Below are 23,037 nucleotides of genomic sequence, written 5' to 3'. Positions count from 1 at the left end.
CACGGCGGGGGCGCGGGTGGGGCGATGGCTCAGAACTGGAGGTCGCGGGTCTCGGGCCCGGTGTACAGCTGGGCGGGCCGGCCGATGCGGCGCTCGGGGGCGGTGGCCGCCTCCGTCCAGTGGGCGATCCAGCCGGGCGCGCGGCCGACGGCGAACAGCGCGGTGAACATCTCGACGGGGAAGCCCATGGCCCGGTAGATCAGGCCGGAGTAGAAGTCGACGTTCGGGTAGAGCTTGCGTTCGAGGAAGAACTCGTCGTTGCGGGCGATCTCTTCGAGCTCCAGGGCCATGTCGAGCAGCGGGTCGTGGGCCGCCTTCCCGCACACCTCGCGGGCCACTTCACGGATCACGCGGGCGCGGGCGTCGAAGGTGCGGTACACCCGGTGGCCGAATCCCATGAGGCGGAAGGGGTCGTTGCGGTCCTTGGCCTTGGCGACGTACTTGCCCAGGTCGCCGCCGTCGTCGCGGATGGCCTGGAGCATCTCGATCACGGCCTGGTTCGCGCCGCCGTGCAGCGGTCCCCACAGGGCGGACAGGGCCGCGCTGACGGAGGAGAAGAACCCGGCGTTGCTGGAGGAGACCAGGCGCAGCGTCGCGGTCGAGCAGTTCTGCTCGTGGTCGGCGTGCAGGACCAGCAGTGTCTCCAGGGCGTGGACCATCGCCGGGTCGGTGGCGACCGGGCTGTCCCCGAAGCACATGTGCAGGAAGTTCTCGACGTACCCGGCTGACGGGTCGTACGGCCGGCGGGGCCGGTCCTCGACGCGGGCGAAGGCGTGGGCGGCCAGGGCCGGCATCGTCGCGAGCAGGTCGAAGCCGGCCTGCTCGATGCAGGACGCGTCGTCGGGGGCGAGCGAGGTCATCACGGAGGTCGCGGCGGCGAGCATCGCCATGGGGTGCGTCCCGGCCGGCATCGCGTCGAACAGCGGCCCCCAGACCGGGTTTCCGGGCAGTGTGCTGGCCGCGATCCGGGCGAGCCACTGCTCCTCCTGGGCGCCGGTGGGCAGTTCACCGGTGGTGAGGAGGTGGGCCGTCTGGAGGAACGTACACTTCTCGGCGACCTGCTGGGCGGGATAGCCGCGGTAGAGGAGGATGCCCGCGTCACCGTCGATGTAGGTGATCTCGGACCTGCATATCGCGGTGTCGGCCAGGCCCGGGTCGTAGACCAGGTAGCCCTCGCGTGCCAGATCCGCCGCCGCGACGGCCGGGCGTCCCATCACCGGCTCGCTGACGGCGAGTTCGGCTTGTACGACGTTCTTCCCGGCGGCGGTCCGCGGCTCGGGTACCCCGGGCGTCTCGTGCGCTGTCCTGCTCATCCAGGTCGTCCCCTAGTTCGTGTGTCCGTGGGCTGCGTCGGCTGTGCCGGCCGCGGTGGCTGTGGTGGCCGTACGCCTCACAGCGCCACGCTCAGGCGTTTGGCCAGCGCGGCCTTGTAGGCGTCGGTGTCGAGGACCAGGTCCGGGATGACGGGCAGCAGCAGCGAGGGCGGGTAGGCGCCGTCGCGCACCAGGTAGGGCCGCTCGAAGGTGAAGTCCACGATGGTGTTCGACGGGTTGACGCCCTCGGCCTCGACATCGACGCACTCGTCGTCGCGGTTGTTGACCAGGACCGCGTCCACCGCGCCGCCGACGTCCGCGATCGCCTTCTCACGGGTGACGACGAAGTTCCCCTGCCCCGACAGGTTCGCGGAGGTCAGCGCGACCGGCCGCCCGAACACCTCCAGGAGCCGGTTCAGCGCGCAGGAGCGCTGGTACATCACCGCGACGGTGTTCGCGCCCATCGTCATCCGCGGCGAGAACGCGTACGTGAGATCGAAGATGAACGAGATCTCCGCCGGCCAGATCCGCTTCAGTTCGGGCAGCCCGAACCCCTCGGGGAAGCCGACATACTTTTCCGTGTCCTCGATCCTCGGCACCGCGAGGGTCAGCGGACCGAATTTCGTGCGCTTCTTCGCCTCGAAGACGCGCGCGATCGCCTTTTCGTTCTCCGCGTCACAGATCAGCACGTAATTCGTCCGGCTCGGAACGACGACGACACCGCCGTCGCCGAGAATACCCGCCACCTCGGCCAGGGAAGACTCGGATTCCTCAAGGATCAGGCCCGCCATGACACCTCCATTCAAAGCCGCCGCATACGGCCGGACGCAGATCGCAGCCCGGTCTCGATCATTACCCAGTCTCCGCAGGGCCCCGCACCACGGTCAATCGTGATTAGCAAATCAATCAACATCCACAGAAACCCGAGGCGACGGCCAGGGCGCGCGGCGAAACACGAGATACGCGAACGCGAAGCAAAGAGGCACCACGGTGAAACGGGACGCACATACACAGAGGCGATACAGGACTGCGATACGGGGCTGCGATACCGGACGGGAAAGCGGTTGCATGACGCGGTGACACAAAGCGAAGGCGCGGTTACGGAGTCCTTCGGATAGCATCCGCAGTCCCCGAACTCCGCCTCCCACCGCCGAGGGAACCGCCCCATGTCGCGTCGTCCGACCCCTCTGATCGCGGAATTCCCCGTGTCCGGCAGGGAGGCCGGCCCCTACGGCATCACCTGCGGTCCCGACGGCGCCCTGTGGTTCACCGAGTTCCGCGGCCACCGGATCGGTCGCATCACCACGACCGGGACCATCACCTCGTTCCCGCTGCCGACGCCGGACGCGGGGCCCTTCGGCATCACCGTCGGCCCGGACGAGGCGCTGTGGTTCACCGAGGCGGGCGCCGACCGGATCGGCCGCATCACGCTCGACGGGGACATCACCGAATTCCCTCTCCCGCTCTCGGGAGCCTTCCCGTCGGCCATCGCCAACGGCCCTGACGGCCGTCTGTGGTTCACCATGAACCAGGCGAACGCGATCGGCGCCATCGCAGTCGACGGCGCGGTGACCGTCAGCCCGCTGCCCACACCGGCCGGTGCTCCGGTCGGCATCACCGCGGGCGCCGATGGCGCCATGTGGTTCGTCGAGATCGGCGCCGGTCGGATCGGACGGATCACACCGGACGCAGCGATCGACGAATTCGCCCTGCCCGACCGCGCGTCCCGCCCGCACGCCATCGCGGCCGACGTCGACGGGAACTGCTGGTTCACCGAATGGGGCGCCAACCGCATCGGCCGGATCACCCCCGAGGGCCGGATCGACGAGCACGACCTCCCCGGCACGTCCTGCGAACCGCACGGCATCACCGTGGCACCGGACGGTACGGTCTGGACCGCCCTGGAGACCGGATCGGTCGTCCGTCTCACGCCCCGCTGAGACCCGGTCCCCGGTGACGGGTACGGCCGGCCGAGCGTCCGGCGGGCCCCTGCCAGGGCGGATCACACCGTACGAGCGCCTCGGCGACCGGCGTGCCGCTGCGCCGCGCGTACGTCATCCGTTCGCGGACCTCGCGCGGAGTCCGCGGCCGGTAACCGGGCCCGCCGCAGCAGCTCTTGTGGAAGCCCACCCCCGCGTTCAGCAGCACGGTGAGGGTCCGCCATGCCGCGAGATCCTGCCGCCGGGGCGCCGCGAACGCCGGCCCCGCGTGGAGCATACGTGGGGCGTTGAGGGGTGAGCCGTCGTACCGCCACGGTCTAGAGCTGCGACGCCCCTCCGTCGACGGGGAACTCCGTGCCCGTCGAGAAGGTCGCGCCGAACGCCAGGTACGCCACCGCGGCGGCCACTTCCTCGGACGTCCCCAGGCGTTGCATCGGGTTGGTGCTCCGGTAGGTGTCCTTCATCGTCTCGGCGACATCGGCGGGGAGGGAGCGGTCCAGGACGCCCGTGTCGGTCGGGCCGGGGCTCACGGCGTTGACACGCACCTTCCGCGGCAGCAGTTCGCGGGCCAGAGTGCGCGTCATCGACCGCAGGGCCGCCTTGCTCGCCGAGTAGACGCTGAGCGCGTCGAGGCCCAGGACGTTCACCACCGACGTGGTGAGGACCACGCCGCTTCCCTCGCGCATCAGCGGCGCCAGCGCCTGCACGGTGAAGTACGGGCCCTTGGTGTTGACGTCGAACAGCGCGTCGTACATTTCCTCCGTCGTCGAGGCGAACGGCGCGGACGCGGTGACTCCGGCGTTGACGAACAGCGCGTCCACCGCGCCGAACCGCTCCCGCACCGTGTCGGCCAGCGCCTTGATCTCCTTCAGGGACGCGGCGTCGCTGCGGACGGCGATCGCCTTGTCACCCAGTTCTTCCAGCGCGGTGTCCAGGGTGGCTCGGGTCCGGCCGGTGATCAGTACGTGCGCCCCGCCGTCCGCGAACAGCCGCGCGGCGGCCAGGCCGATGCCGCTGCTTCCGCCCGTGATCACGATCTTCTTGCCGTCATAAGTGGTCATGCCCGCAAGCCAAATGGCTGCCGGCACACCTTGTCCAAGACCCGTTCCGTATGCCGTCATGCGCCCGGCTCATGACGGCGCGCGACGTACGCTGGGCGGATGGACGTCGATCTGCGGCTCGTGCGCTATTTCACGGTCGTGGCGGAGTACGGCAACTTCGGCCGGGCCGCCACCAGGCTGCACCTGGCGCAGCCGTCGCTGAGCCGCCAGATCCAGCGGCTGGAAGCTCAGCTCGGTGTCCGGCTCTTCGACCGCTCGCCGCAGGGCAGCAGCCTCACCGCCGCCGGTCGGGCGTTCCTTCCCGGGGCCCGGACCCTGCTCCAGGAAGCCGAGCGAGCGGCTCGCAGGGCCAGAGCCGCCGTGCAGCCTCGTACCGTCATCATCGGCTGCGCCGAAGGGCTGGTCATCACCGCTTGTGTGCGGGAACTGCGGCGCCGGCACCCTGAAGGCCAGGTCCGTACCCGGTACCTCGACTGGCGGGACACGGGCGCGCTCGCCGAGGGGCGGGTCGACGCCCTCATCGCGTACAAACCCCTGCCCTTTGCCACGAACGGCTTCCGGGTGGCCACGCTCCATGAGGAACCGCGGGTGCTCGTCACCTCGGCGAGTCATCCTCTGGCGAACGAGAGAGCGATCAGCCTGCGGGCCCTGTCGGACGAGGAACTGGTGGCCTGCGCCAGCACTCCGGTCGTCTGGAGCACCCCCAAGCCGGTCGGCGACCAGCCGGCGCCGCTCCAGCCCGCGACCGACGACAGCTTCGAGGACAAGCTGGAGCTCATCGCCACCGGCCACTGTGTCGCGCTCTTCCCCGCCAGTGATCGACGCGCCGCGGTACGCGAGGACATCGCCCTGGTACCCGTGCTCGACACCGATCCCTGCGAGGTCGTGCTCGTCACGCGCGCCGACGACCCGAACCCGCTGCTCGGATCGCTGGCAGACGTCGCACGTACCTGGCTCGGCAGGGTCTCCCCGCAGGAGAACGGCGCACTGCCGGTCAGCTGACCCCCGCGCCGGCTCGGCCACGGGTGCGGGGCGGGGAGCGCGCGGGCGCCGCCGTGGGGTGTGGCGGCGCCCGTCGGTGAGGCGGGGGTCAGCCGTTGCTGCCGCGCAGGACCGGGCCGGTGTAGACGAACTGCATGCGGAAGTTGGTGTTCTGGGTCAGCTGTTCCAGCAGATGGGCGACCCACCCGGAGACGCGGGCTATGGAGAACAGTGCCTCCCCCGCCCCCGGGCTCATGCCGGCGACGAAGCACAGGGCGCTCACGGCGAAGTCGAGGTTGACCGGGACCAGGCCGGCTTCACGGATGTCCGCGAGTGCCTCGCGCAGGGCGGCCATCCGCAGGGCACCGCCCGCGGGCAGCTCGGTGTCCGGGGGCCACTCCGCGGCCATCCGCTCCAGCAGGATCGCCGCCCGCGGATCCCGCTGACGGAACGCCAGATGCCCGGTCCCCGGCACCGGCCGGTCCGAGGCGACCAGCTTGGCGACCTGCGCACAGCCCGGGTTCTCGTGGTAGCGGCCCAGCAGCTCCTCCACCCGGTACGCCGCCGCCCCGGGGGCGGTGCCCCGCATCGCGCACAGCCCGGCCAGTACGGCCGCCTTCATGTCGCCCCCGACGGACGCGACGATCCGGCTGCACACCGTCGGCGCCGCCAGCCCGTTCTCCGCGGCCAGATTCAGCGCCACGTCCACGAGGGACACCAGCGCGGGCGGCATCACCGCTCGCTGCGACGCGGGCAGCAGTCCCCTCGCCAACGCCCCGGCCACCCCGCCGTGTTCCACCGGCAGCAGCCCGGTCGCGCAGTACACGGCGTAGGCGATGATCCGCTCCGCCTCGACGGTGCAGTCCTCCTCGATCACACTGCGATGCCCGGCCCCCGACAGCGCGGCGAGCCCGGACACGATCCGGTCCAACGGCAGCGGGAAACGGCCCCGGTCCGCGTCCGTGATCGCCCGCCACTCCTGCGGGAACGCCCACGCGCGCGGCACCGCGGGCAACGCCTCCACGCTCGCCCCCCACAGCAGATGGGACACGTTCTCGAACCCCATCCCCCGGCACAGCAGCAGCACGTCGTAACCGCGGTAGAACAACCGGTCGTTACGGATCAGAGCGATGCTCGACTCCAGAACCGCCCGCGAGCCCTCGCGCTCCCGCGTCTTGCGCCCCCGCGCCGCAAGACGCTCGATGTCATCGCGTCGGAATCTGCTCCCCCGCGTCCCGTCGCTCGCTCTGCGCAGCAGCCCCCGGCTCGTGTACGCGTAGATCGTCTCCCGCTTCACCCCCAGCCGTCTCGCCGCCTGCTCCGTCGTCAGCCACATCCCGTCGTCCATCCCCGACTCCTCGACACTCATGCCGCATGTCCCCCTCTGATCAATGTGGATGAGACCCTCACGTAAAAGTTGCGCAGCACCCACGGAACGTTGACACGAAGGTGTAAGTTTTCGGCCGGATCTTGCCACGCAGGCATCACGGCATCAACGCGACAACGGGGGCCCACAGGATGGGAGAAGTTGCGCACCGAACCAGCCGGAGGAGACGGCTCCTCGTGCGCCGGCACACGCGCGTCGAAAGCGGCGCGCAGGGGGCGAGGCCGCCGGCCGCGAGACGCGTCGGCATGCCCATTCACCAGTCAGAATCACCACCTTCCCGCTCGCTCGCCGGCACGGCCGGGAGTCCGGGGAGGCGGGCAAACGGTGCGCCGCTCGGAGTAGGAACCAGCCTTCCCGCAGTCCCGTTGTGGACGCTCGCGCCCGTCGCGGACGTGCGGCGCACGGGGCGGCCGGCCGCTATCGGAAGGAGTGAATCCGGACACCTATCCCTTCGGTGAAGCGCCAGTACACGCGCCGACTTGACACCGGATCACCGTGCACACCTGTGTGACCCACACGACGGATGGACAGCTAAGAGCCGAGCAACATCACGGCACACAAGGCCACTTGCTCACTCCTCACCCCCAAAGCCGCTGTACACCAGCAGCGTTGGGGAGCAGGGAAGAGCCGGGACTCGTGGGCCATGACGCGGCCACGCAACAGGGGATGTCGACACTTCATGACCGGCACCAGACGTACGCCACGCGCAACCACGGCCGACGAAGCGGCAATCACGCGAACGGACAGCCAGGACGCGGGTCGGCGACAACCGGACCCGATGCCCTCGCCCGAGCCGGAAGACACAGCGCCGGGGCCGGGCCGAGACCGGGACCTGGACCTGGACCTGGAGGAAGGCGAGCGGGAGACGGTCCTGACCCGGCTCTTCCAGACCCAGTACGCGTCCCTGCTCCGCCTCGCCTCGAGTCTCGGTGCCGACGATCCCGAGAACCTCGTCGCCGAGGCCTACTTCCAGCTCTGCAAACGCTGGCACCACCTCCAGCAGAAGCAAGCCGCCGCCGCCTATCTCCGCACCACCATCCACAACCTCGCCCGCATGCATCACCGCCGTCAGCACACCATCCACCACCACGCCCGATCCACCACCGCCGAAACCGTCTTATCCGCCGAGACCACCGCTCTCCAGCACCACGACCACCACACGCTCCACCAAGCCCTCCAGCAACTCCCCGTCCGTCAGAAGCAAGCCCTCGTCCTCCGCCACTGGCACGACCTCACACAGAACGAGATCGCCACCCTCCTCCAGGTCACCGTCGGCACCGTCAAGACCCACACCCACCGCGCCCTCAACTCCCTCACCCACACCCTCGCACCCCACCGATGACCGCCTCGGTGCGCCGCGTGCCGCCCTCGAAGAGCGAGGTGAGCAGGTCGCTGGGACGTCCGGCCCACACGGCCTCGTACATCATCGGTAGGCTGACGCATGATGCCGAAAAGCCGCCAAGCTTCCCCGGAGCCCTCCGCGTCGCAGGACATGCCCGGCGGAGCCGCGTGGCTGCCGCACGGCTACTCGGTGGCCCCCCATGTTCACGAAGCGGGTCAACTCGTCTACGCCGCCACGGGAACGGTCACCACCACGACGACGCGCGGCACCTGGGTGGCCCCGGCCAATCGAGTGACGTGGACACCGCCCGGCTTCGCCCATGCCCATCGCTTCTACGGCCGTACCGACGCGCGCCTGCTGACGGTTCCGATCGAGCTGTGCGGCGAACTCCTGGAGCACCCCAGTGTGTTCGCGGTCGGTCCGCTGCTGCGCGAGGGGTTGCTGGCCCTGACCGGTGACCGGCCGGAGCCGCGGCCGGGCGCCCATCGGCGGCTGCTCGCCGTGGTGATCGACGAGCTGTCCGACACCCCCGAGCTGTCCCTGCACCTGCCCGAGGCGACCGACGACCGGCTGCGTGCCGTCACCGACCTCCTGCACGCCGATCCCGCACGGCCCGCGACCCTGGCCGAGCTGGGACGCGTCGCGGGGGCCGGCGAGCGCACCCTGAGCCGCCTGTTCCACAGCGAGCTCGGCATGGGCTTTCACCGCTGGCGCACCATCTTGCGCATCCATCACGCCTTGGCGCACCTGGCGGACGGCATGTCGGTCACCGATACCGCGATGGCCTGTGGCTGGTCGAACCCCTCCAGCTTCATCGACGCCTTCCACGAGGTGGTCGGCCAGACCCCGGGCAGCTATCAGGCGGACCTGCGCGACAGCCGCGCGACCGCGGTGCCGTAGCGGACACGCTCCCGCGACGGCCCGAACTCCGTACCCGCCAGGTTGGCGGGCTTTCGGTATCGCGTGTCCATCGACCGGTTGGTGACGGATGAGGCCGGTTCCACAGTGGTGTCAGTACGCCGCGCGACCCGGACGGCAGGGCCGTTCACCCCAGGACGCGTGCGGCATCGCTTTCGTACAAGGAGCTCGAATCCATGACCGAGACCGGCAAGGACACGACTGTCGTGATCATAGGAGGCGGAGTCGCTGGGCTCGCGCTGGCCAATTTCCTGCTGCGCGGGGGGATCGGGTGTGTCGTCCTCGAAAAGCACAGCCGCGCCTACGTGGAGCAGCGGCAGCGGGCCGGGGCGCTGGACACCGGTGGCATGCGCGTGCTGAACGAGTGGGGGGTGGGTGAGGCGGTGGAGGGCCACAGCCACCGAGGCGACTCCGACCCGGAGCTGCCGCTGCTGATAGACGGAGAAGAGCGGCGGTGGAGGACGGGCGACGCCGATGAGGACGAGGTCGACGGGACGTTCTGCCCGCAGCAGATCCTCGTCCGCAACCTGATCAGGATCTTCCTGCGCGAGGGCGGTGATCTGCGCTTCGGGGCGCGGGATGTGTCACCGCAGGACATCGACACCGGGCGGCCCGTCGTGCGCTACCGGGACGACAACGGCTCGACGCATACGCTCACCTGCGACTTCGTCGCCGGCGCCGACGGATACCACGGTGTCAGCAGGACGGCCGTCCCCGAGGACGTCCTCACCTGCTCCACCCACGAGTTCGGTTATGCCTGGCTGTCCGCGATGACGGCGGTGCCGGCGGACCCCCTGGCCTTGCTGGCCGTGCACGCACGCGGTTTCGCCGCGCAGATCACACGCGGTCCGGACGCGAGCCGGCTTTACCTCCAGTGCCCGCTCACCGACACCGTCGAACAGTGGCCCGACGACCGTGTCTGGCGCGAACTGGAGGCGCGCTTCGGCAGGCCCGTGCCGGCCAAGGGCCCGATCACGAGCAAGCAGGTGGTGCCGCTGCGGGGAGTCGTCTTCAGCCCCATGCGCCACGGGCGGCTCTATCTGCTCGGGGACGCCGCCCACCTCATCTCCCCGATGAGCGCGCAGGGCATGAGTCTCGCCATTCATGACGCCGACGTGCTGGCCCGTGCGGTGATCCAGCAGGTCGAGAAGGACGATACGAGCCTGCTCGATGGCTACTCCGAAACCTGTCTGAGCCACACGTGGGAACGCCAGGCGTCCGCGGTGTGGAGGACCCAGGTCATGCACGACTCCGGTGATGCCACCTATGAAGGGGAGTTCCGCAAGCAGATCGCCCGGAAGAACCTGGAAACCATGCTTGAGCCGCCGACGGCGCCCCACTCGGCCTCGCTGTGAACGCGAGGCCGGCCGATGCAGCACCCGTAGTGGTCCGGTGTGCGCGAGACCGGCCGCGCCGATCCGGGTCCGTTCGACGCCCGATGTCCGGCCGTCTCAGCTCACCGAGCGGGCTCCGCGTCGCGTCCGGTCGTCTCGGGTGTCGCCGGTTCCGGTGCGGCGTCCGGGGCGGCGAGGCCTGTGTCGTCCCCGGTGTGGGGGGCGTCGTCGAATCGGCGCAGGGCCGGGGTCAGGTGGAGGGCCACCGCCAGCAGGGCGAACACGGCGGCGAGGCCGAGGATGGGCGCGGTCGGGGAGAAGCGGTCGGCCAGCGCGCCGCAGACCAGTGGGGCGAGCCATTTCAGGGACTGGGCGGCCATCGAGGTCGTCATCATCACCCGGCCGGCGATCCGGTCGGGGACGGTCGCCGCCATGCGTGCCTCGAAGGTGACGTTCAGCGGGGTCATGAAGAACACCAGGCTGCCGAAGCACAGCGCGGCCGGCCAGGGACGGGCGACGAGTGCGGCGACGCCGAGCGTGCCGGCGACCATGAGCCAGGACATCGTGACGACGATCTGGAAGCCCGACACCCGCCGCACGATCCTGCCCGCGGCCAGCGCGCCCAGCAGCCCGCACGCCATGACGATCGATTCCGAGGTTCCGATGACCGACGCCGACGCGCCGTGGTGCCGTAGCGCCACCACGAACATGAACGCCAGGCCGGCCAGCGTGCAGTTCGAAAGGGCCGCCCAGAGCAGCAGGAACCGGAGGAAGGAGTCCCGCCGCAGGAACCGGAGCCCCTCCCCCACGTCCTGCCGTACGGAAGTCGGCTCGGCCGTTTTCTCCTCCGCGCGGTCAGGCCCGAGAGGGCTGCGGATGAACAGCGCGGCCAGGGTGACGAAGAGGTAGGACACCGCGTCGAACGCGAACGGGATCCACCGCGCCAGGCCGAACAGCAGTCCGCCGAGCGGCGAACCCGCCAGCTGCGTCCCCATGTCACGCGCCTGTTCCCGGGCGAAGGCCACCTTGAGTTGCGCGGGCGCAACGATGCGGCGCAGGGCGGGAGTCGTCGCCGCCTGGTGCATCGCCGACATGACGCCCTGCACCAGTGCGGTGACGGCAATCTGCGGCACCCACACATGCCCGCCTGCCACGGCGAGCCCCACGGCCGCCATGAGGACCAGCTGCACCACCGAGGAGACGATCAGCAGCGCACGCCGGGAGACGCGGTCGGCCGCCACCCCGGCCGGTATGGAGGCGCCGAGGTAGCCGATGTTCGCGCAGGCCGCGACGATTCCCGCGGCGGACGCGGAGTCGGCGACGCCCAGGATCAGCAGTGGATAGGCGAGTTGGCTTACTCCGCTGCCCAGTTGAGAGACGGCCGAGCCGCCCCACCACAGGTTGTAGTCCCGGTTCCGCCACAGTGACGGCGTCTCGGACTCGGATCTCGGCACGCGTTTTCCCCCGGTGTCGTGAACTCCCCGGAACATCCGAGGAGGTTGATGGCATCCGAGACCTTAACTTCGCCCCGCTTCGGCCCGGAAAGCGGCCCGCCGCCCCGGTCAGTCGTACGCGGCGGGTGTCCGGTGCAGTCACATGAAGCGCCGCAGCAGCCCCGTCTTGCGCGCGGTGAACGGCGGACGGGCCAGGCGCAGGGTGTCCGGCCACAGTGGTTTGTCGAGGACGGCCTTGGTGTGGCTGAAGGTGTCCAGGGAGTGGTCGCCGTGGTAGCGGCCCATGCCGCTTGCGCCCACGCCGCCGAACGGCAGGCCGGGGACGGCGAGATGGGCGTTGGGGGCACCGAAGGACAGAGCGCCCGAGGAAGTCTCCGCGGTGAGGCGGCGCTTGGAGCGGGCGGAGGCCGTGAAGGCGTACAGCGCCAGGGGTTTGTCCCGTGCGGTGATGAAGTCGATCGCCGTGTCCAGGTCGGGGACGCGGACGATCGGCAGGATCGGGCCGAAGATCTCCTCCCGCATCACCGGTGCCTCGGGGTCGACATCGGCGAGCACGGTGGGGGCGATGTAGCGGGTCGTACGGTCGTACCCGCCGCCGGTGACCGTACGGCCGTCCGCCAGCAGCGCCGTCAGGCGGTCGAAGTGCCGTTCGTTGACGATGCGGCCGTAGTCGCCGCTGGTGGCGGGGTCGGCGCCGTACATCTCGCGGATCGCGTCGGCCAGATGCCGTTCGAGCCCGGTGGCGGTCTCGCCGATCGCGAGGATGTAGTCGGGGGCGACGCAGGTCTGGCCGGTGTTCATGTACTTGCCCCAGGCGATCCGCCGGGCCGCCGCCCGCAGATCGGCGCCGGGCTCGACGACGGCGGGGCTCTTGCCGCCCAACTCCAGGGTGACCGGGGTGAGATGGGCCGCGGCCGCGCGCATCACGATGCGTCCCACGGCGGCGTTGCCGGTGTAGAAGACGTGGTCGAAGCGCTGTTCCAGCAGGGCGGTGGTCTCCGGTACGCCGCCTTCCACGACGGCCACCGCCTCGGGATCCAGGGCGCGGGGCAGCCAGTGGGCGAGCGCCGCCGAGGTCGCGGGGGCGAGTTCGCTGGGCTTGACGACGGCGCAGTTGCCCGCGGCGAGGACGCCGACGAGCGGGGCCAGGGCCAGCTGGAGCGGATAGTTCCAGGGGCTGATGATCAGCACGGTGCCCAGGGGCTCCCGTACGGTGCGGGCCCTGGCCGGGCGCAGCGGCAGCGGCACGGAGACCCTGCGGGGGCTCAGCCGGCGGTCCAGGTGGCGGAGGGTGTGGTCGATCTCCTTGATCGTGAAGCCGATCTCGGTGACGTACGCCTCGACGGCGCTCTTGCCGAGGTCGGCGCGCAGGGCCGAGGCGAAGGCGTCCTCCTGCTCGGTCAGCAGTCGGCGCAGTCGGCGCAGCTGGGTCTTGCGCCAACTGATCGGCCTGGTGCGGCCGGTGGCGAAGGCGGAGTGCAGGCGGGCGACGGACGCCGCCGCGTCGACAGGGGGCACGCCGCCGGTGGGCGTGCCTTCGGTGGGCGTGCCTTCGGCGGACGGGGCTTCGATGGAGGCGCTCATATCCGCGACCATATACGAAACGAAATGTTTTCGTTTCGTATGACGGTATGCTGATGACATGGTCTGCACCCCGTTCCCCGACCCTGCCGGTACGGCGTCCACCACCGACCCCCCTGGTACGACCGGCGCGTTTGACCGCCGCCGTGCCCGGATGCGCGATGTCTGAGGCCGCGCCGCGCCGCGGGCGGCCCCGTGACGCCGGGCGGGACCAGGCGCTGCTGGGCGCCACGCTGGCCATCCTGGCCGAGAGCGGCTACGGCGGGCTCACCACCGCCGCGGTGGCCGCCCGCGCGGGCGTCTCCACCGCCACGCTCTACCGCCGCTGGTCCTCCAAGGACGACCTCGTGATCGCCGCGGCCGCGGCCTACCACGAGACCCTCGACACGCAGCCCGACACCGGCAGCCTTCAAGGCGACCTGCGGGCCGTCCTCCGCGCCAAGGCGGCCACGCTGACCGGCGAGGGCGGCCGGCTGATGCAGGCCCTGATCGGCGAGGCCGCCCAGAACACCGCCCTGGCCGAGGCCCTCACGGACGCCTTCCTCACACCGGTGCACCGGCGGGTGGAGGAGGCGGTACGGCGGGCGGTCGACCGAGGTGAGATCCCCCCGGTCGAGGACATCGAACTCCTTGGCGACGTGGTCGCGGGACCGGTGATGAGCAGGTTCCTCCTCACTCCCCGGCGACCGGACCAGGTCGACGCGGTCACCGCGGAGCGCACGGCCGACCGGCTGCTGCCGTTCATCCTCAGGGCGGTGGGCGGCGGCGGTGCTTAAGGGGGGCGCTCACAACGCCGGGCATACGGCGGCGAGTTGCCAACACCGGGCGTACGGCGGCGAGTTGCGCGAGTTGCGCGGCTTCCGACCGCTGCCCGGCGCTGACGTCTCAGGCGTTGGTGGCGGCTTCGAGGAGGGTTTCGGCGGCGGCGGTGCGGGCGTAGAGGACGGAACGGCCGGCTCGATGGGCGCTCACCAGGCCCGCGTCGCGGAGCGCGGTGAGGTATTGGGACACGGCGGCCGGGGACAGGCCGGTGCGGTGGGCCAGTTGAGTGGTGGAGGCCGGGGTGTCCAGTTCGCTCAGCAGGCGGGTCCGTGAGCGGCCGAGTACGGCGGCGAGGGCGTCGGTGCCGGTGGTGGGCCGCGGTGTCCAGATCGACGCGGTACCGCGGGCCGGGTAGACGAGTTGCGGTGGTTCGGGGGGTGCGACCCGGGTCGGTACGCGCGGGCCGGTGAAGGCGGAGGGGACCAGCAGGAGTCCGGGGCCCGCGGCGGTGCGGGACAGGGGTCTGCTCCGGCGGGTGAGGTGCAGCTTGCCGTCGTCCCATCTCACCGCGGCGTGCAGGTCGTTGAGGACATGGCCCGCGCCGTGCTCGGCGACCTGGTGGGCGCGGTGGAAGACGTCGGTGTCCAGCGCCGCCCGGATGCGTGCCCAGTAGGGGGCGAGGGCCAGCTCCCAGTAGGTGTGGATCTCCTCGGTGAGTCGGGCCAGGCGGGTGTCCGGGTCGTGGTGCAGCGATCGTAGGCGGGCGTCGAGGGGGCCCTGATGGTGGGCGAGATGGTCGAGGTCCCGGCGGATCCGGTCGGCGGAGGCGTTCCGGACGGCGGCCAGTTCCATGGCGAGGGTCGGGGCCGCGCCGGTGGGGGCGGGGTTGAGGAAGTAGGGGCAGAACCCGGCCGGCGGGATCAGCCCGGCGAGCCATCCCCGGTGCAGTCCGGCGGCGGCCACCCGCGGCCGGACCTGCTCGATCCACGGGCGGTGCGCCGGGGAGACGGAGGTGCGGTCGGCGTGGCCGGCCTGGCCGGAGTGGCCGGAGTGGCTGGTGTGGCCGGTGTGGTTCGACAGCAGCCGGAAGCTGGTCACCACCTGCCACATCGGTGAGACGACGAACCGTACCTGTGCCAGATCGCCGACCGAGAAGGCCAGTTCGGCCATGACGAACACCCCCGAGGATTCACACATGTTCGAATCAATGGCGGTCACGCTATCGGGTGTGGATCATTCCGGCATGACCTCACACATCACCTCCGACACGATCGGCGCGGCGGCACCGGGCACCTGGACGCTCGGCGATCTCGTGGTCAACCGCCTCGGCTTCGGCGCGATGCGGTTGCCGCAGCACGGCGAGGCGCTGGTGCCCGACGCGGTTCCGCGCGACCGCGAGCAGGCGATCCGGGTACTGCGGCGCGCGATCGAGCTCGGCGTGAACCACATCGACACCGCCGCGTTCTACTTCTCGCCGCTGCGGTCGGCCAACGAACTCATCAACCGGGCGCTGTACCCGTACCGCGACGACCTCGTCATCGTCACCAAGGTCGGACCGGGCCGGGACGCCTCGGGGAAGTGGCTGCCCCATGCGACACCACGGCAACTGCGCGGGCAGGTCGAGGAGAACCTGCGCCAGCTCGGGCGCGACCACCTGGACGTGGTGAACCTGCGGATCGTGGGCACCGATTCGATCGCGGAGCGATTCGGCGCACTGGCCGAGCTGCGGGACGCGGGGCTGATCCGTCACCTGGGCCTGTCCAACATCCACGCCCATCATCTCGCCGAGGCCCGGGCCATCGCCCCCGTGGTCTGCGTCCAGAACATGCACGGCATCGGGGCCTCGCCCGAACAGTCGCGGCTGCTGGGGACCTGCGGCGAACAGGGCATCGCCTTCGTGCCGTTCTACTCCATCGCCGGCTCCGGCCGCACGGCCGGAGCGACCACCACCGACCACCACAGCAGCCTGCGCGCCATCGCCCGCGCCCACGGGGCGAGCGAGGCGCAGATCCGGCTCGCGTGGAGCCTGCACCAGGGCGCGCATGTCCTCGCGATCCCCGGCACCGGCGATGTCGACCACCTCGCGCAGAACGTGGCGGCCGGTGCGATCCGTCTGTCGGAGAGCGAGGTCGCGGACCTGAACTCCCTCTCGATATAGGGCAGATGTGGAGGAGGCGGCCAGGTCAATCAGCGGTCGGCCGCGGCGAGAGGGTCGGGTTCGGCTGGGCCAGGTCCCTGCCGTACCGGACCTCCGGCACCACGACGCCGTTGACCGGCCAGTCCGTCGAGGCGCCGTCCGGCAGGAAACCGGCGTGCTCGTAGAACCGCCGGGCCCTGGTGTTGGCGGCGAGCACCCACAGGATGAGGCGGCGGAAGGAGCGTTCCCGGGCATCGATGAGCGTCTGCCGCATCAGGGCCTTGCCGATGCCGGTGCCGAGGCGGTCGGGCGCGGCGTACAGGGCGAGGAGTTCGCCGTCCTGAGGCCGGCGGTCGTCTTCGCGGGAGGGGCCCAGTGCTGCCCAGCCGACGACGGTGCCGTTCTCCTCGGCGACGAGGTTCAGCACCGTGCCACCGGCACGTGCGAACATGTCGCGTCGCCGGCGGGCGTCCTCCGTCACCGTCAGCGCGTCCAGATAGTCCTGCGGCGCCATGCCCGCGTAGGCGGCCTGCCAGCCCTTCACCCGCACCGTCGAGACGCCGTGGATGTCTTCTTCACGCATGCGGCGCACCCGTATCATCCGCTGATCCTATCGACCGGGCGGGCAGCAGGCGCGTGAGCGGGCACCCGGTTCGGCGCGTACGTCGTACGGGCCCCCCGTTGCGGGCGGTCATGACGTGCCGAGGCCGGAGGGAGAGCGGCGACGAGGGCATCAGTGGCCCGGTGGACCCGTTCCTGTCCATGGTTCCCTCCGTATGTCAGGTGTTTCGGTGTCCGTAGCGGGACCATTGAGCATCGACAACTTCTTTATGTGACGCGGTAGTTGGCGGTGACGAGCTCGGGAGGCAGAGTTGGATCTGGAGCGTGTGCTGGCGCCCAGTGAGGCGGCGATGGCCATGGCCGGTGGGCCCGTCGTCGTCGGCTGGACGGTTCACGGGAGCCTGGACATCGAGCTTCTGGGGGCCGCGGTACGGGAGTTGTCGCATCGGATGCCCGTGCTCGCGGCTCGTATCGTCGAGGGGCCCGATGCTCCGGTGCTGCGGCGTGATCGCGCCGACGCGACGGTCGGTCTGGAACTCGTACCCGACGCATGGGCGCCGCAGGACGCGGCCTTCCTGCGGCCCGGCGATCAGGTGCTGCGTGTCCTGCTGCGCCGCGAGGGACCGGACCGGCACGGCCTGGCGCTGCTTGCCTGGCACGCGGTCAGCGACGGCGCCTGTCTGATGGCGCTGCATCGGCGGCTCTGGGGGATCTACCGGAGTCTGGCCGAGGGAAGGGCCGGTACGGCGGCTTCCGCCCCTGACGGGGGGTTGCCCCGGCCGGTGGAGGAGCGACTCCGGGAGCGGTACGGCGCCTCGGACGTCGTCGCCTATGCCGCGGACTGGTCGGCACGGCTGGACGCGGCGCGGCCGGCCGTCCTCGCTGCGCGCGCCGCCCGCGACGGCGGTCCCGGGCAGGGGCAAGGGGCCCACCGCCACCGGTTCACGCTGTCCGCCGGGCAGACGCGCTCGCTGGTGCGGCACGCCCGCCGCTCGGGGGCGACCGTCAACAGTGTCGTCTGCGCCCTGGCGATGAGGGCGGTGCGCGATCTGCTGCCCGCCGAGGACGGACCGGTACAACTGACCTGTCTGATCCCGGTCGACGTACGGTCGCGGCTGCAACCACCGCTGCCGGCGGACGAGTTCGCCTTCGCGGCGTCCACCACTTCCGCCACCGCCCTCGTCGGCCCCGACACCGAACTCGGCCGCGTCGCCTCGGAGATCGACCGGCAGGTCCACGCGTCCCTGGACGCCGGTCACGCCGAGCTGGAGTACCTGGCCACCTCGCGCATGCTCACCCGGCTGGCCTCCGCGGCCATCACGCTGGCCGTCAGCAACGTCTTCCACCACTGCACCGCGCCGCCCCTGCCGGAGGGCCTGACCGCCGAGCGCCCGTACGTCATCACCATCCCGCCGGGCCCCCTGCCCACTTTCTTCGTCACCCGCCATCGGGAGGCGATCTGCCTGGACCTCCTCCAGCCGCGCGCCTGGTACACGCGCGAACAGGCGGGCGAGCTGGCCGACGGGTTGCGGCGCGCCCTCTCCGCCGTCGCCGGAGCCCCCGGCGCGGAAGACCTCAGCCGCCCCGCGTCCCCGCCCCGGTGACGATCGATCGGCGGAACCCGGTCAGGGGCGTATCAGCCGCGTGTCAGGGGCCCCTGCCACTCTTGTTCATGTGAACGGCACTCGGGAGAGACCGGGAGCCGGGAGCGAGGAGAGGTGCCCGGAGTGGCTTATCGGGGACCGCTGAGCACGTCTCAAGGTCGGACCCCCAGGGGTCCACGCAGGTTCAAATCCTGCCCTCTCCGCCACCCGCGTCACCCGGCTCAGCCGGCAAGCGCATCAGGTCGAGGCACGTCGCGCAGGTGCCGTAGCGGCGAGAAGAACACGAACCACCCGGCCGCCCACGACCCGCCGAACGCCGGCCAGAGCGCGGGCCGCACCCCGATCAGCGTGCCCAGTGCCCCGCCGAGGACGCCGCCGATGGGGAGCGTGCCCCGGACGACCCAGCGGACGGCGACGGTCATCCGGCCCATCAGCTCGGGCGGGGTCACGGACTGCCGGTAGCTGACCTGCGCGATGTTGTAGACCATCCCGGCGAAGTAGGCGATGCCCCAGCCCAGCGGGAACAGCAGCACTCCCCAGCCGCGCCAGGCGGCCGCCGCGATGGTCCGGAAACCCAGCGGTACGACACCCATCTCGGCGAGGTCATCGGCGAGAGGGGTCGGCTGATCGACGGTCGCCACCCTGGTCTGCCTGGACCTGCTCGGCTCCGCGCGGGCCCGGCGCGAGCGTTATGTGGGCGACTGGATCCCGGAGCCGCTGCCCGAGCGGACCGGGTCGGTCGGGGTGCCCGCGGGCACCGCCACCGCGGATCCGGCCGACCGGGTCACCCTGGACGAGTCGGCCGGCATGGCCTTCCCCGGCGCACTCGAATCGATGACCCCGGCCCAGCGCGGCGCGCTCATCCTGCACGACGTCTTCCACTACGCCTTCACCGAGATCGCGGAGATCACAGAACGTACCCCGCCCGCCTGCCGCCAGCCGGCCTCCTCGGCCCGCCGCCGTGTCCGCGCCCTGCGGCCCCTTGAGGTCCCGGCCGCCCAACAGGCCGATCCGGTAAGGAACTTCAGGCGGGCGTGGGAGGCGCAGGACATCGCCACCCTCATCGGGCTCCTCGGCCCCGACGCCACCTTCACCGCCGACGGCGGCGGGCTGGCCAAGGCTTCGCTCCAGCCGGTCGAGGGCGGCGTGCGGATCGCGCACCACCTCGCCGCGCTCGACGACCGGACGCCGGCCGACCTTGTCATCCTGGAGCGGACGGTCAAGGGGCGGCCCGGCCTGATGGCGCGGTGGGAGGGTGCCACCGTCGTGGTATACGCGTTCGATGTCGTGGACGATCGGATCAAGTCGATCTGGGCCGTGCGCAATCCCGAGAAGCTGCGTCCGTGGACGGGCGTCGGTGGGGAGGGCGCGGGGGCCGGCTGACGCGGCGGCGAGTCCGGTACGGGCCGGGCGCGGCGTGGAGTCCGGTACGACCCGGGCGCGGCGTGGAGTCCGGTACGACCCGGGCGCGGCGTGGAGTCCGGTACGACCCGGGCGCGGCGTGGAGTCCGGTACCGGCCGGCGGTTGATGGCGGCCGGCCCTTTCGCGTGGCGCCGGCCCTTCCGCCCGCCCTCAGATCCGCGGTGCCGTGTCCCGGTCGGCGTCCCGTGCCGTCTGCTCCAGACGGCTGCGGTGGTTCTCCCACCACGCCGGGTCGTTCGACGCCATGTTGGTGTTGCCCTGGCGCAGTCCGGTGTCGCCGTCGATGAGCTCCCGGACGATATCGGCGTGTCCGGCGTGCCGTTCCGTCTCGGCGATCACATGGACGACGGCACGGTGCAACGTCACCTCGTTCTTGCCGTCCGGCCACCACGGCACCTTGGCGGTCTCGTCGAGCACCAGCGCCTCGATCGTCGCGTCCGCGTGCGCCCACGCGCGCTGGTAGAGCTCCACCACGAACTCGCGTGACTCGTCGGCGGTGGCCCACATGTCCGCGTTCAGCTCGGCGCCCTCGGCCAGCCAGGGCAGCGGCTCACCGGACGGTCGTCCGAAAATGTCACCCAGATAGCCGAGTTCCATCCCGGCGACATGCTTCACCAGGCCGAGGAGGTTGGTGCCGGTCGGTGTGAGCGGGCGGCGGGCGTCGTACTCCGAGAGCCCTTCGAGCTTCCACAGCAGGGCGTCACGGGCGAACTGGAGGTACTGACGGAGATCAGCCTTGGCGTCTGGTGTCGTCATGGGGCCACTTTGCCGTTCGGGCCGCCGGTAGTCGCGCTATTCGGAACGGGCGATTCCCGCGGCGCGGGCCAGTACGTCGGCGGTCAGCGATCCCGCCTCGACCGCGTGGTCGGCGGTGCTCGGCAGGCAGCGCTGACGCTCGGGCACGAACTCGGTCATGATGACACCGGCGTGATCGGTCGCGACCTCGGCGAGGGAGGCCGGCCAGCCGTGTTCTTCCAGTGCCGTGTGCAGTTCGCGGGAGCGCTCGACGTCCACCACCGGGTCCGTGGTGCCGTGCACCAGCCACACGGGCAGCGGCGCGAGCGAGCCGCTGTTCCGGCGGAGGTCCTCAAGGGGGACGGTGCCGGTGCTCGGGGCCGCCGTGGCGTACGCACCCGCGATCCCGACGACGGCTCGCGGCCTCCAGTTGTCGAAACCCTCGGGGTTCAGCGCGACGCCCACCGCCGCTTTGGCACCCCGGGACCAGCCGGCGAGCACGATCCGCTCCGGGTCCCCGCCGAGGTCGGCCACGTTCCGTCGTACGAAGTCGGCCGACTCCGCGAGGTGGGTCCGGCCCTCGTCCGGGGCGTCGGGACGCCAGTCCGGCACCAGCACGATGACGCCCCGCGCCGCCGCGGCGCGGGCGATCGTGCCGAGGACGTCCCGTTCGTCGGGGCCCTGGCCGTGCCAGAGCAGCACCGCGGGCGCCGGCTCCGGCAGGCCGACAGGCTGGTACAGGTCCAGGAGCTTGCCACTGGGCCCGTAGCCGAGCCCCGACCTGACGACAACCTCCGTGGCCACCGCACCCTCCGATCCATCGCCTCGCGAACCAGGCCACGCTACCAATGGGCGGACGATCCGGCGGGCGGGGTCCAGCACCACCCCCCAGTGCTGGACCCCTCTTCCGCTTCGGGGTCAGCCCGGGAGCTGGCTGCTGCACGTGGAGGTCCAGTTGCCGAGCTCCACCTGGGACGGGTCGTTGGCTCGGTGGGCGGCGTAGTAGGCCTGGCTGACGGCGTTCTTGACGGTGGCGCCGGTGTTCGGGCCGACGACGCCGTCCGCGCTCAGGCCGTGCTCGCTCTGGAAGTGCACGACGGCATTGCGGGTGAGGGTGCCGAACTGGCCGTCCTGGCCGAGGCCGGCGCCGTCCACGTCGTCCAGGGCACGCTGGAGGCAGACGACGGCCGGGCCGCTGCTGCCGGTCGCGAGGTTCCCGGCGGCGTTGGCGGAGCCGACGGTGAGGGCAAGAGCGGCGGCCGCGCCCAGGGTGAGGGCGGCGGCGCGGCGGGTCCAGGTGTGCGTACGCATGATCGGTTTCTCTCCTCGGAATGGTGTGGGTGTCGGCCCGGCGGCGGACCTTCGCTGGTCCGCCGTCCGGCCGTCTTGGTCCAGCTGCCGATGACTTTGTGTCAGCGAGGGCGCGCGGGCCACGGTTTCGTTTCTGGTCGAATCCCTTGTCGTGCGCGGGTGGCGAGCCCAGGATCGGGAGGTGCTGAAGATCCGCTTCACCGAACAGGACCTCGCGCGCACCCGGATCGCACCGGCCGCGGACATGTCTTGCGAACTGGTCCTGAGCCTGCACATGCTGGCGACCCGCAGGTCCGAGAGCGGGCTCGGGCAATGGCGCGAGCAGCTCGGCCGGCGTTGGCAGCCGCGCTCGGCGATGCTCTTCGACCTGTTCTCGGCGACGGACCTGCCGGAGTTCCTGACCGTACGGCAGGACGGCCGGGACACCGCCGAGGCCACCGCGGCCGGGCTGGACCGGGCCGGCCGCGACTATGTGAGCGGGCTGGGCCGGCTGCGCAGGCTGACGCCGTTCGCCAGGGATCTGGCTGCCGGAGAACGCAGGTCACGGGTGCTGCTCGGCGATCTGACGGCGGAGTACCAGGCGGCGGCGATCACCCCCTACTGGGAGCGGATCGATCTGCTGGTGGCGGCGGAACACCGCTACCGGGCACGGCAGTTGGCCATCGGGGGTCTGGACGAGGTACTGACCACACTGCGCCCGGACATCCGATGGGAGCGGCCCGTGCTGACCCTGCCGATGTCACCCTGTCTGACCGAGGTCGACCTGGGCGGGCGCGGCCTGCTGCTTCAGCCGGCCGTCTTCGCGTCCGGGCGGCTGGTGATCGCCGGTTTCGAGGCCCCGCAGGAGCAGCCGGTGCTCATCTATCCGATACCGGGCGACCGGCGGCTGCTCATGGACGACCAGGTCAGCCCGCCGCCCGCGCTGACGAACCTGCTGGGCCGGACCCGGGCCGCCGCGCTCTGCACCCTGGCCGCGGGCGGCCCCCTCAGCACCACCGAACTGGCCACCGCCCTCGGCATCTCCCCGGCCACCGCCAGCCAACACGCCAGCATCCTGGCCGACGCCGGCCTCACCACCAAGGAGCGGCAGGGCGGAACGGTGGTGCACCACCTCACGCTGTTGGGCGAGGTGCTGCTGAAGGGTGGGGTGGCGGGTGCGGCGAAGGGGGTGTCGCGGTTGTTGGTGGGTGGGG

Annotated in this window: 22 protein-coding genes and 2 pseudogenes; 11 read left to right on the top strand and 13 right to left on the bottom strand. The window is 71.2% G+C overall.

All coding sequences use genetic code 11. The features are described from left to right. Positions 1-29: 29 nt before the first annotated feature. A complete protein-coding gene (locus tag CCN72_RS00860; RefSeq protein WP_086805891.1) occupies positions 30-1,313 on the bottom strand; it encodes a citrate/2-methylcitrate synthase in 1,284 nt (427 codons plus the stop codon). 77 nt (positions 1,314-1,390) lie between these two features. Beyond that, positions 1,391-2,104, bottom strand: coding sequence for an L-threonylcarbamoyladenylate synthase (locus tag CCN72_RS00855; protein WP_086805890.1), 714 nt, complete (start codon positions 2,102-2,104; stop codon positions 1,391-1,393). 375 nt (positions 2,105-2,479) lie between these two features. On the opposite strand from CCN72_RS00855, the gene CCN72_RS00850 reads away from it, so the two are divergent. Next, positions 2,480-3,253, top strand: coding sequence for a Vgb family protein (locus CCN72_RS00850; RefSeq protein WP_086805889.1), 774 nt, complete (start codon positions 2,480-2,482; stop codon positions 3,251-3,253). On the opposite strand, the pseudogene CCN72_RS00845 reads toward CCN72_RS00850, so the two are convergent. Further along, positions 3,240-3,533, bottom strand: a pseudogene (locus tag CCN72_RS00845) (deoxyxylulose-5-phosphate synthase); the annotation flags it as partial. The gene CCN72_RS00850 and the pseudogene CCN72_RS00845 overlap by 14 nt on opposite strands. A gap of 37 nt (positions 3,534-3,570) precedes the next feature. After that, positions 3,571-4,314: an SDR family oxidoreductase gene (locus tag CCN72_RS00840; protein ID WP_086805888.1), complete on the bottom strand. Its 744-nt coding sequence runs from the start codon at positions 4,312-4,314 to the stop codon at positions 3,571-3,573. A gap of 99 nt (positions 4,315-4,413) precedes the next feature. On the opposite strand from CCN72_RS00840, the gene CCN72_RS00835 reads away from it, so the two are divergent. After that, positions 4,414-5,316, top strand: a complete 903-nt coding sequence (locus tag CCN72_RS00835) for a LysR family transcriptional regulator (RefSeq protein WP_086805887.1) — start codon at positions 4,414-4,416, stop codon at positions 5,314-5,316. Between the two features lie 88 nt (positions 5,317-5,404). Here the strand turns inward: CCN72_RS00835 and CCN72_RS00830 are convergent, their stop codons facing one another. Further along, positions 5,405-6,664, bottom strand: coding sequence for a citrate/2-methylcitrate synthase (locus CCN72_RS00830; protein WP_086805886.1), 1,260 nt, complete (start codon positions 6,662-6,664; stop codon positions 5,405-5,407). Between the two features lie 796 nt (positions 6,665-7,460). Between CCN72_RS00830 and CCN72_RS00825 the strand changes: the two genes are divergently transcribed. The 3 genes from CCN72_RS00825 to CCN72_RS00815 all read left to right on the top strand — a co-directional run bounded on the left by CCN72_RS00825 (position 7,461) and on the right by CCN72_RS00815 (position 10,297). Then, on the top strand, positions 7,461-8,024 hold the full coding sequence (locus tag CCN72_RS00825; RefSeq protein ID WP_086805885.1) for an RNA polymerase sigma factor: 564 nt from the start codon (positions 7,461-7,463) through the stop codon (positions 8,022-8,024). 150 nt (positions 8,025-8,174) lie between these two features. Continuing rightward, positions 8,175-8,924, top strand: coding sequence for an AraC family transcriptional regulator (locus CCN72_RS00820; protein ID WP_232985726.1), 750 nt, complete (start codon positions 8,175-8,177; stop codon positions 8,922-8,924). Between the two features lie 194 nt (positions 8,925-9,118). Beyond that, positions 9,119-10,297, top strand: coding sequence for a 4-hydroxybenzoate 3-monooxygenase (locus tag CCN72_RS00815; protein ID WP_086805884.1), 1,179 nt, complete (start codon positions 9,119-9,121; stop codon positions 10,295-10,297). A gap of 101 nt (positions 10,298-10,398) precedes the next feature. On the opposite strand, the gene CCN72_RS00810 is transcribed toward CCN72_RS00815, so the two are convergent. Next, positions 10,399-11,730 carry an MFS transporter gene (locus CCN72_RS00810; RefSeq protein ID WP_158101308.1) on the bottom strand — a complete coding sequence of 444 codons (1,332 nt, stop codon included), beginning with the start codon at positions 11,728-11,730 and terminating at the stop codon, positions 10,399-10,401. 138 nt (positions 11,731-11,868) lie between these two features. Next, positions 11,869-13,314 carry an aldehyde dehydrogenase family protein gene (locus CCN72_RS00805; RefSeq protein WP_086805882.1) on the bottom strand — a complete coding sequence of 482 codons (1,446 nt, stop codon included), beginning with the start codon at positions 13,312-13,314 and terminating at the stop codon, positions 11,869-11,871. Positions 13,315-13,472: 158 nt separating this feature from the next. On the opposite strand from CCN72_RS00805, the gene CCN72_RS00800 reads away from it, so the two are divergent. Continuing rightward, positions 13,473-14,087 carry a TetR/AcrR family transcriptional regulator gene (locus CCN72_RS00800; RefSeq protein WP_086805881.1) on the top strand — a complete coding sequence of 205 codons (615 nt, stop codon included), beginning with the start codon at positions 13,473-13,475 and terminating at the stop codon, positions 14,085-14,087. Positions 14,088-14,196: 109 nt separating this feature from the next. On the opposite strand, the gene CCN72_RS00795 is transcribed toward CCN72_RS00800, so the two are convergent. After that, positions 14,197-15,270: an ArsR/SmtB family transcription factor gene (locus CCN72_RS00795; RefSeq protein ID WP_244174092.1), complete on the bottom strand. Its 1,074-nt coding sequence runs from the start codon at positions 15,268-15,270 to the stop codon at positions 14,197-14,199. A 46-nt stretch (positions 15,271-15,316) separates the two neighbouring features. Here CCN72_RS00795 and CCN72_RS00790 point away from each other — a divergent pair, with 46 nt between their 5' ends. After that, positions 15,317-16,231: an aldo/keto reductase gene (locus CCN72_RS00790; RefSeq protein WP_208637884.1), complete on the top strand. Its 915-nt coding sequence runs from the start codon at positions 15,317-15,319 to the stop codon at positions 16,229-16,231. A gap of 25 nt (positions 16,232-16,256) precedes the next feature. Here the strand turns inward: CCN72_RS00790 and CCN72_RS00785 are convergent, their stop codons facing one another. Continuing rightward, positions 16,257-16,793 carry a GNAT family N-acetyltransferase gene (locus CCN72_RS00785; RefSeq protein ID WP_086805892.1) on the bottom strand — a complete coding sequence of 179 codons (537 nt, stop codon included), beginning with the start codon at positions 16,791-16,793 and terminating at the stop codon, positions 16,257-16,259. Between the two features lie 289 nt (positions 16,794-17,082). Here CCN72_RS00785 and CCN72_RS00780 point away from each other — a divergent pair, with 289 nt between their 5' ends. Continuing rightward, the gene (locus CCN72_RS00780; protein ID WP_086805880.1) at positions 17,083-18,375 is read left to right on the top strand and encodes a phthiocerol/phthiodiolone dimycocerosyl transferase family protein; all 1,293 of its coding nucleotides are present in this window, start codon (positions 17,083-17,085) and stop codon (positions 18,373-18,375) included. 108 nt (positions 18,376-18,483) lie between these two features. Next, positions 18,484-18,581: pseudogene (locus CCN72_RS38815) on the top strand. A gap of 15 nt (positions 18,582-18,596) precedes the next feature. On the opposite strand, the gene CCN72_RS00775 reads toward CCN72_RS38815, so the two are convergent. Next, positions 18,597-19,016 (bottom strand): MFS transporter, encoded by a 420-nt coding sequence (locus tag CCN72_RS00775; RefSeq protein WP_244174091.1) that lies wholly within the window; start codon positions 19,014-19,016, stop codon positions 18,597-18,599. Between the two features lie 52 nt (positions 19,017-19,068). On the opposite strand from CCN72_RS00775, the gene CCN72_RS00770 reads away from it, so the two are divergent. Next, a complete protein-coding gene (locus CCN72_RS00770; protein ID WP_086805879.1) occupies positions 19,069-19,758 on the top strand; it encodes a sigma factor-like helix-turn-helix DNA-binding protein in 690 nt (229 codons plus the stop codon). A gap of 190 nt (positions 19,759-19,948) precedes the next feature. Here the strand turns inward: CCN72_RS00770 and CCN72_RS00765 are convergent, their stop codons facing one another. The 3 genes from CCN72_RS00765 to CCN72_RS40175 form a co-directional block, all read right to left on the bottom strand. After that, positions 19,949-20,554, bottom strand: a complete 606-nt coding sequence (locus CCN72_RS00765) for a DinB family protein (protein WP_086805878.1) — start codon at positions 20,552-20,554, stop codon at positions 19,949-19,951. 36 nt (positions 20,555-20,590) lie between these two features. Beyond that, a complete protein-coding gene (locus CCN72_RS00760; RefSeq protein WP_086805877.1) occupies positions 20,591-21,337 on the bottom strand; it encodes an alpha/beta hydrolase in 747 nt (248 codons plus the stop codon). Positions 21,338-21,451: 114 nt separating this feature from the next. Further along, positions 21,452-21,844, bottom strand: coding sequence for a peptidoglycan-binding domain-containing protein (locus CCN72_RS40175; RefSeq protein ID WP_085568279.1), 393 nt, complete (start codon positions 21,842-21,844; stop codon positions 21,452-21,454). A gap of 181 nt (positions 21,845-22,025) precedes the next feature. On the opposite strand from CCN72_RS40175, the gene CCN72_RS00750 reads away from it, so the two are divergent. Beyond that, positions 22,026-23,037 (top strand): ArsR/SmtB family transcription factor (locus tag CCN72_RS00750; protein WP_086805876.1); only part of this gene is annotated, 1,012 nt, incomplete at its 3' end.

Origin of the sequence: Streptomyces murinus (assembly GCF_002154555.1) — a bacterium.
Taxonomy (GTDB): Bacteria; Actinomycetota; Actinomycetes; order Streptomycetales; family Streptomycetaceae; genus Streptomyces; species Streptomyces murinus.
Note: the sequence above shows the minus strand (reverse complement) of the source record. Positions and strands in the feature narration are given on the sequence as shown.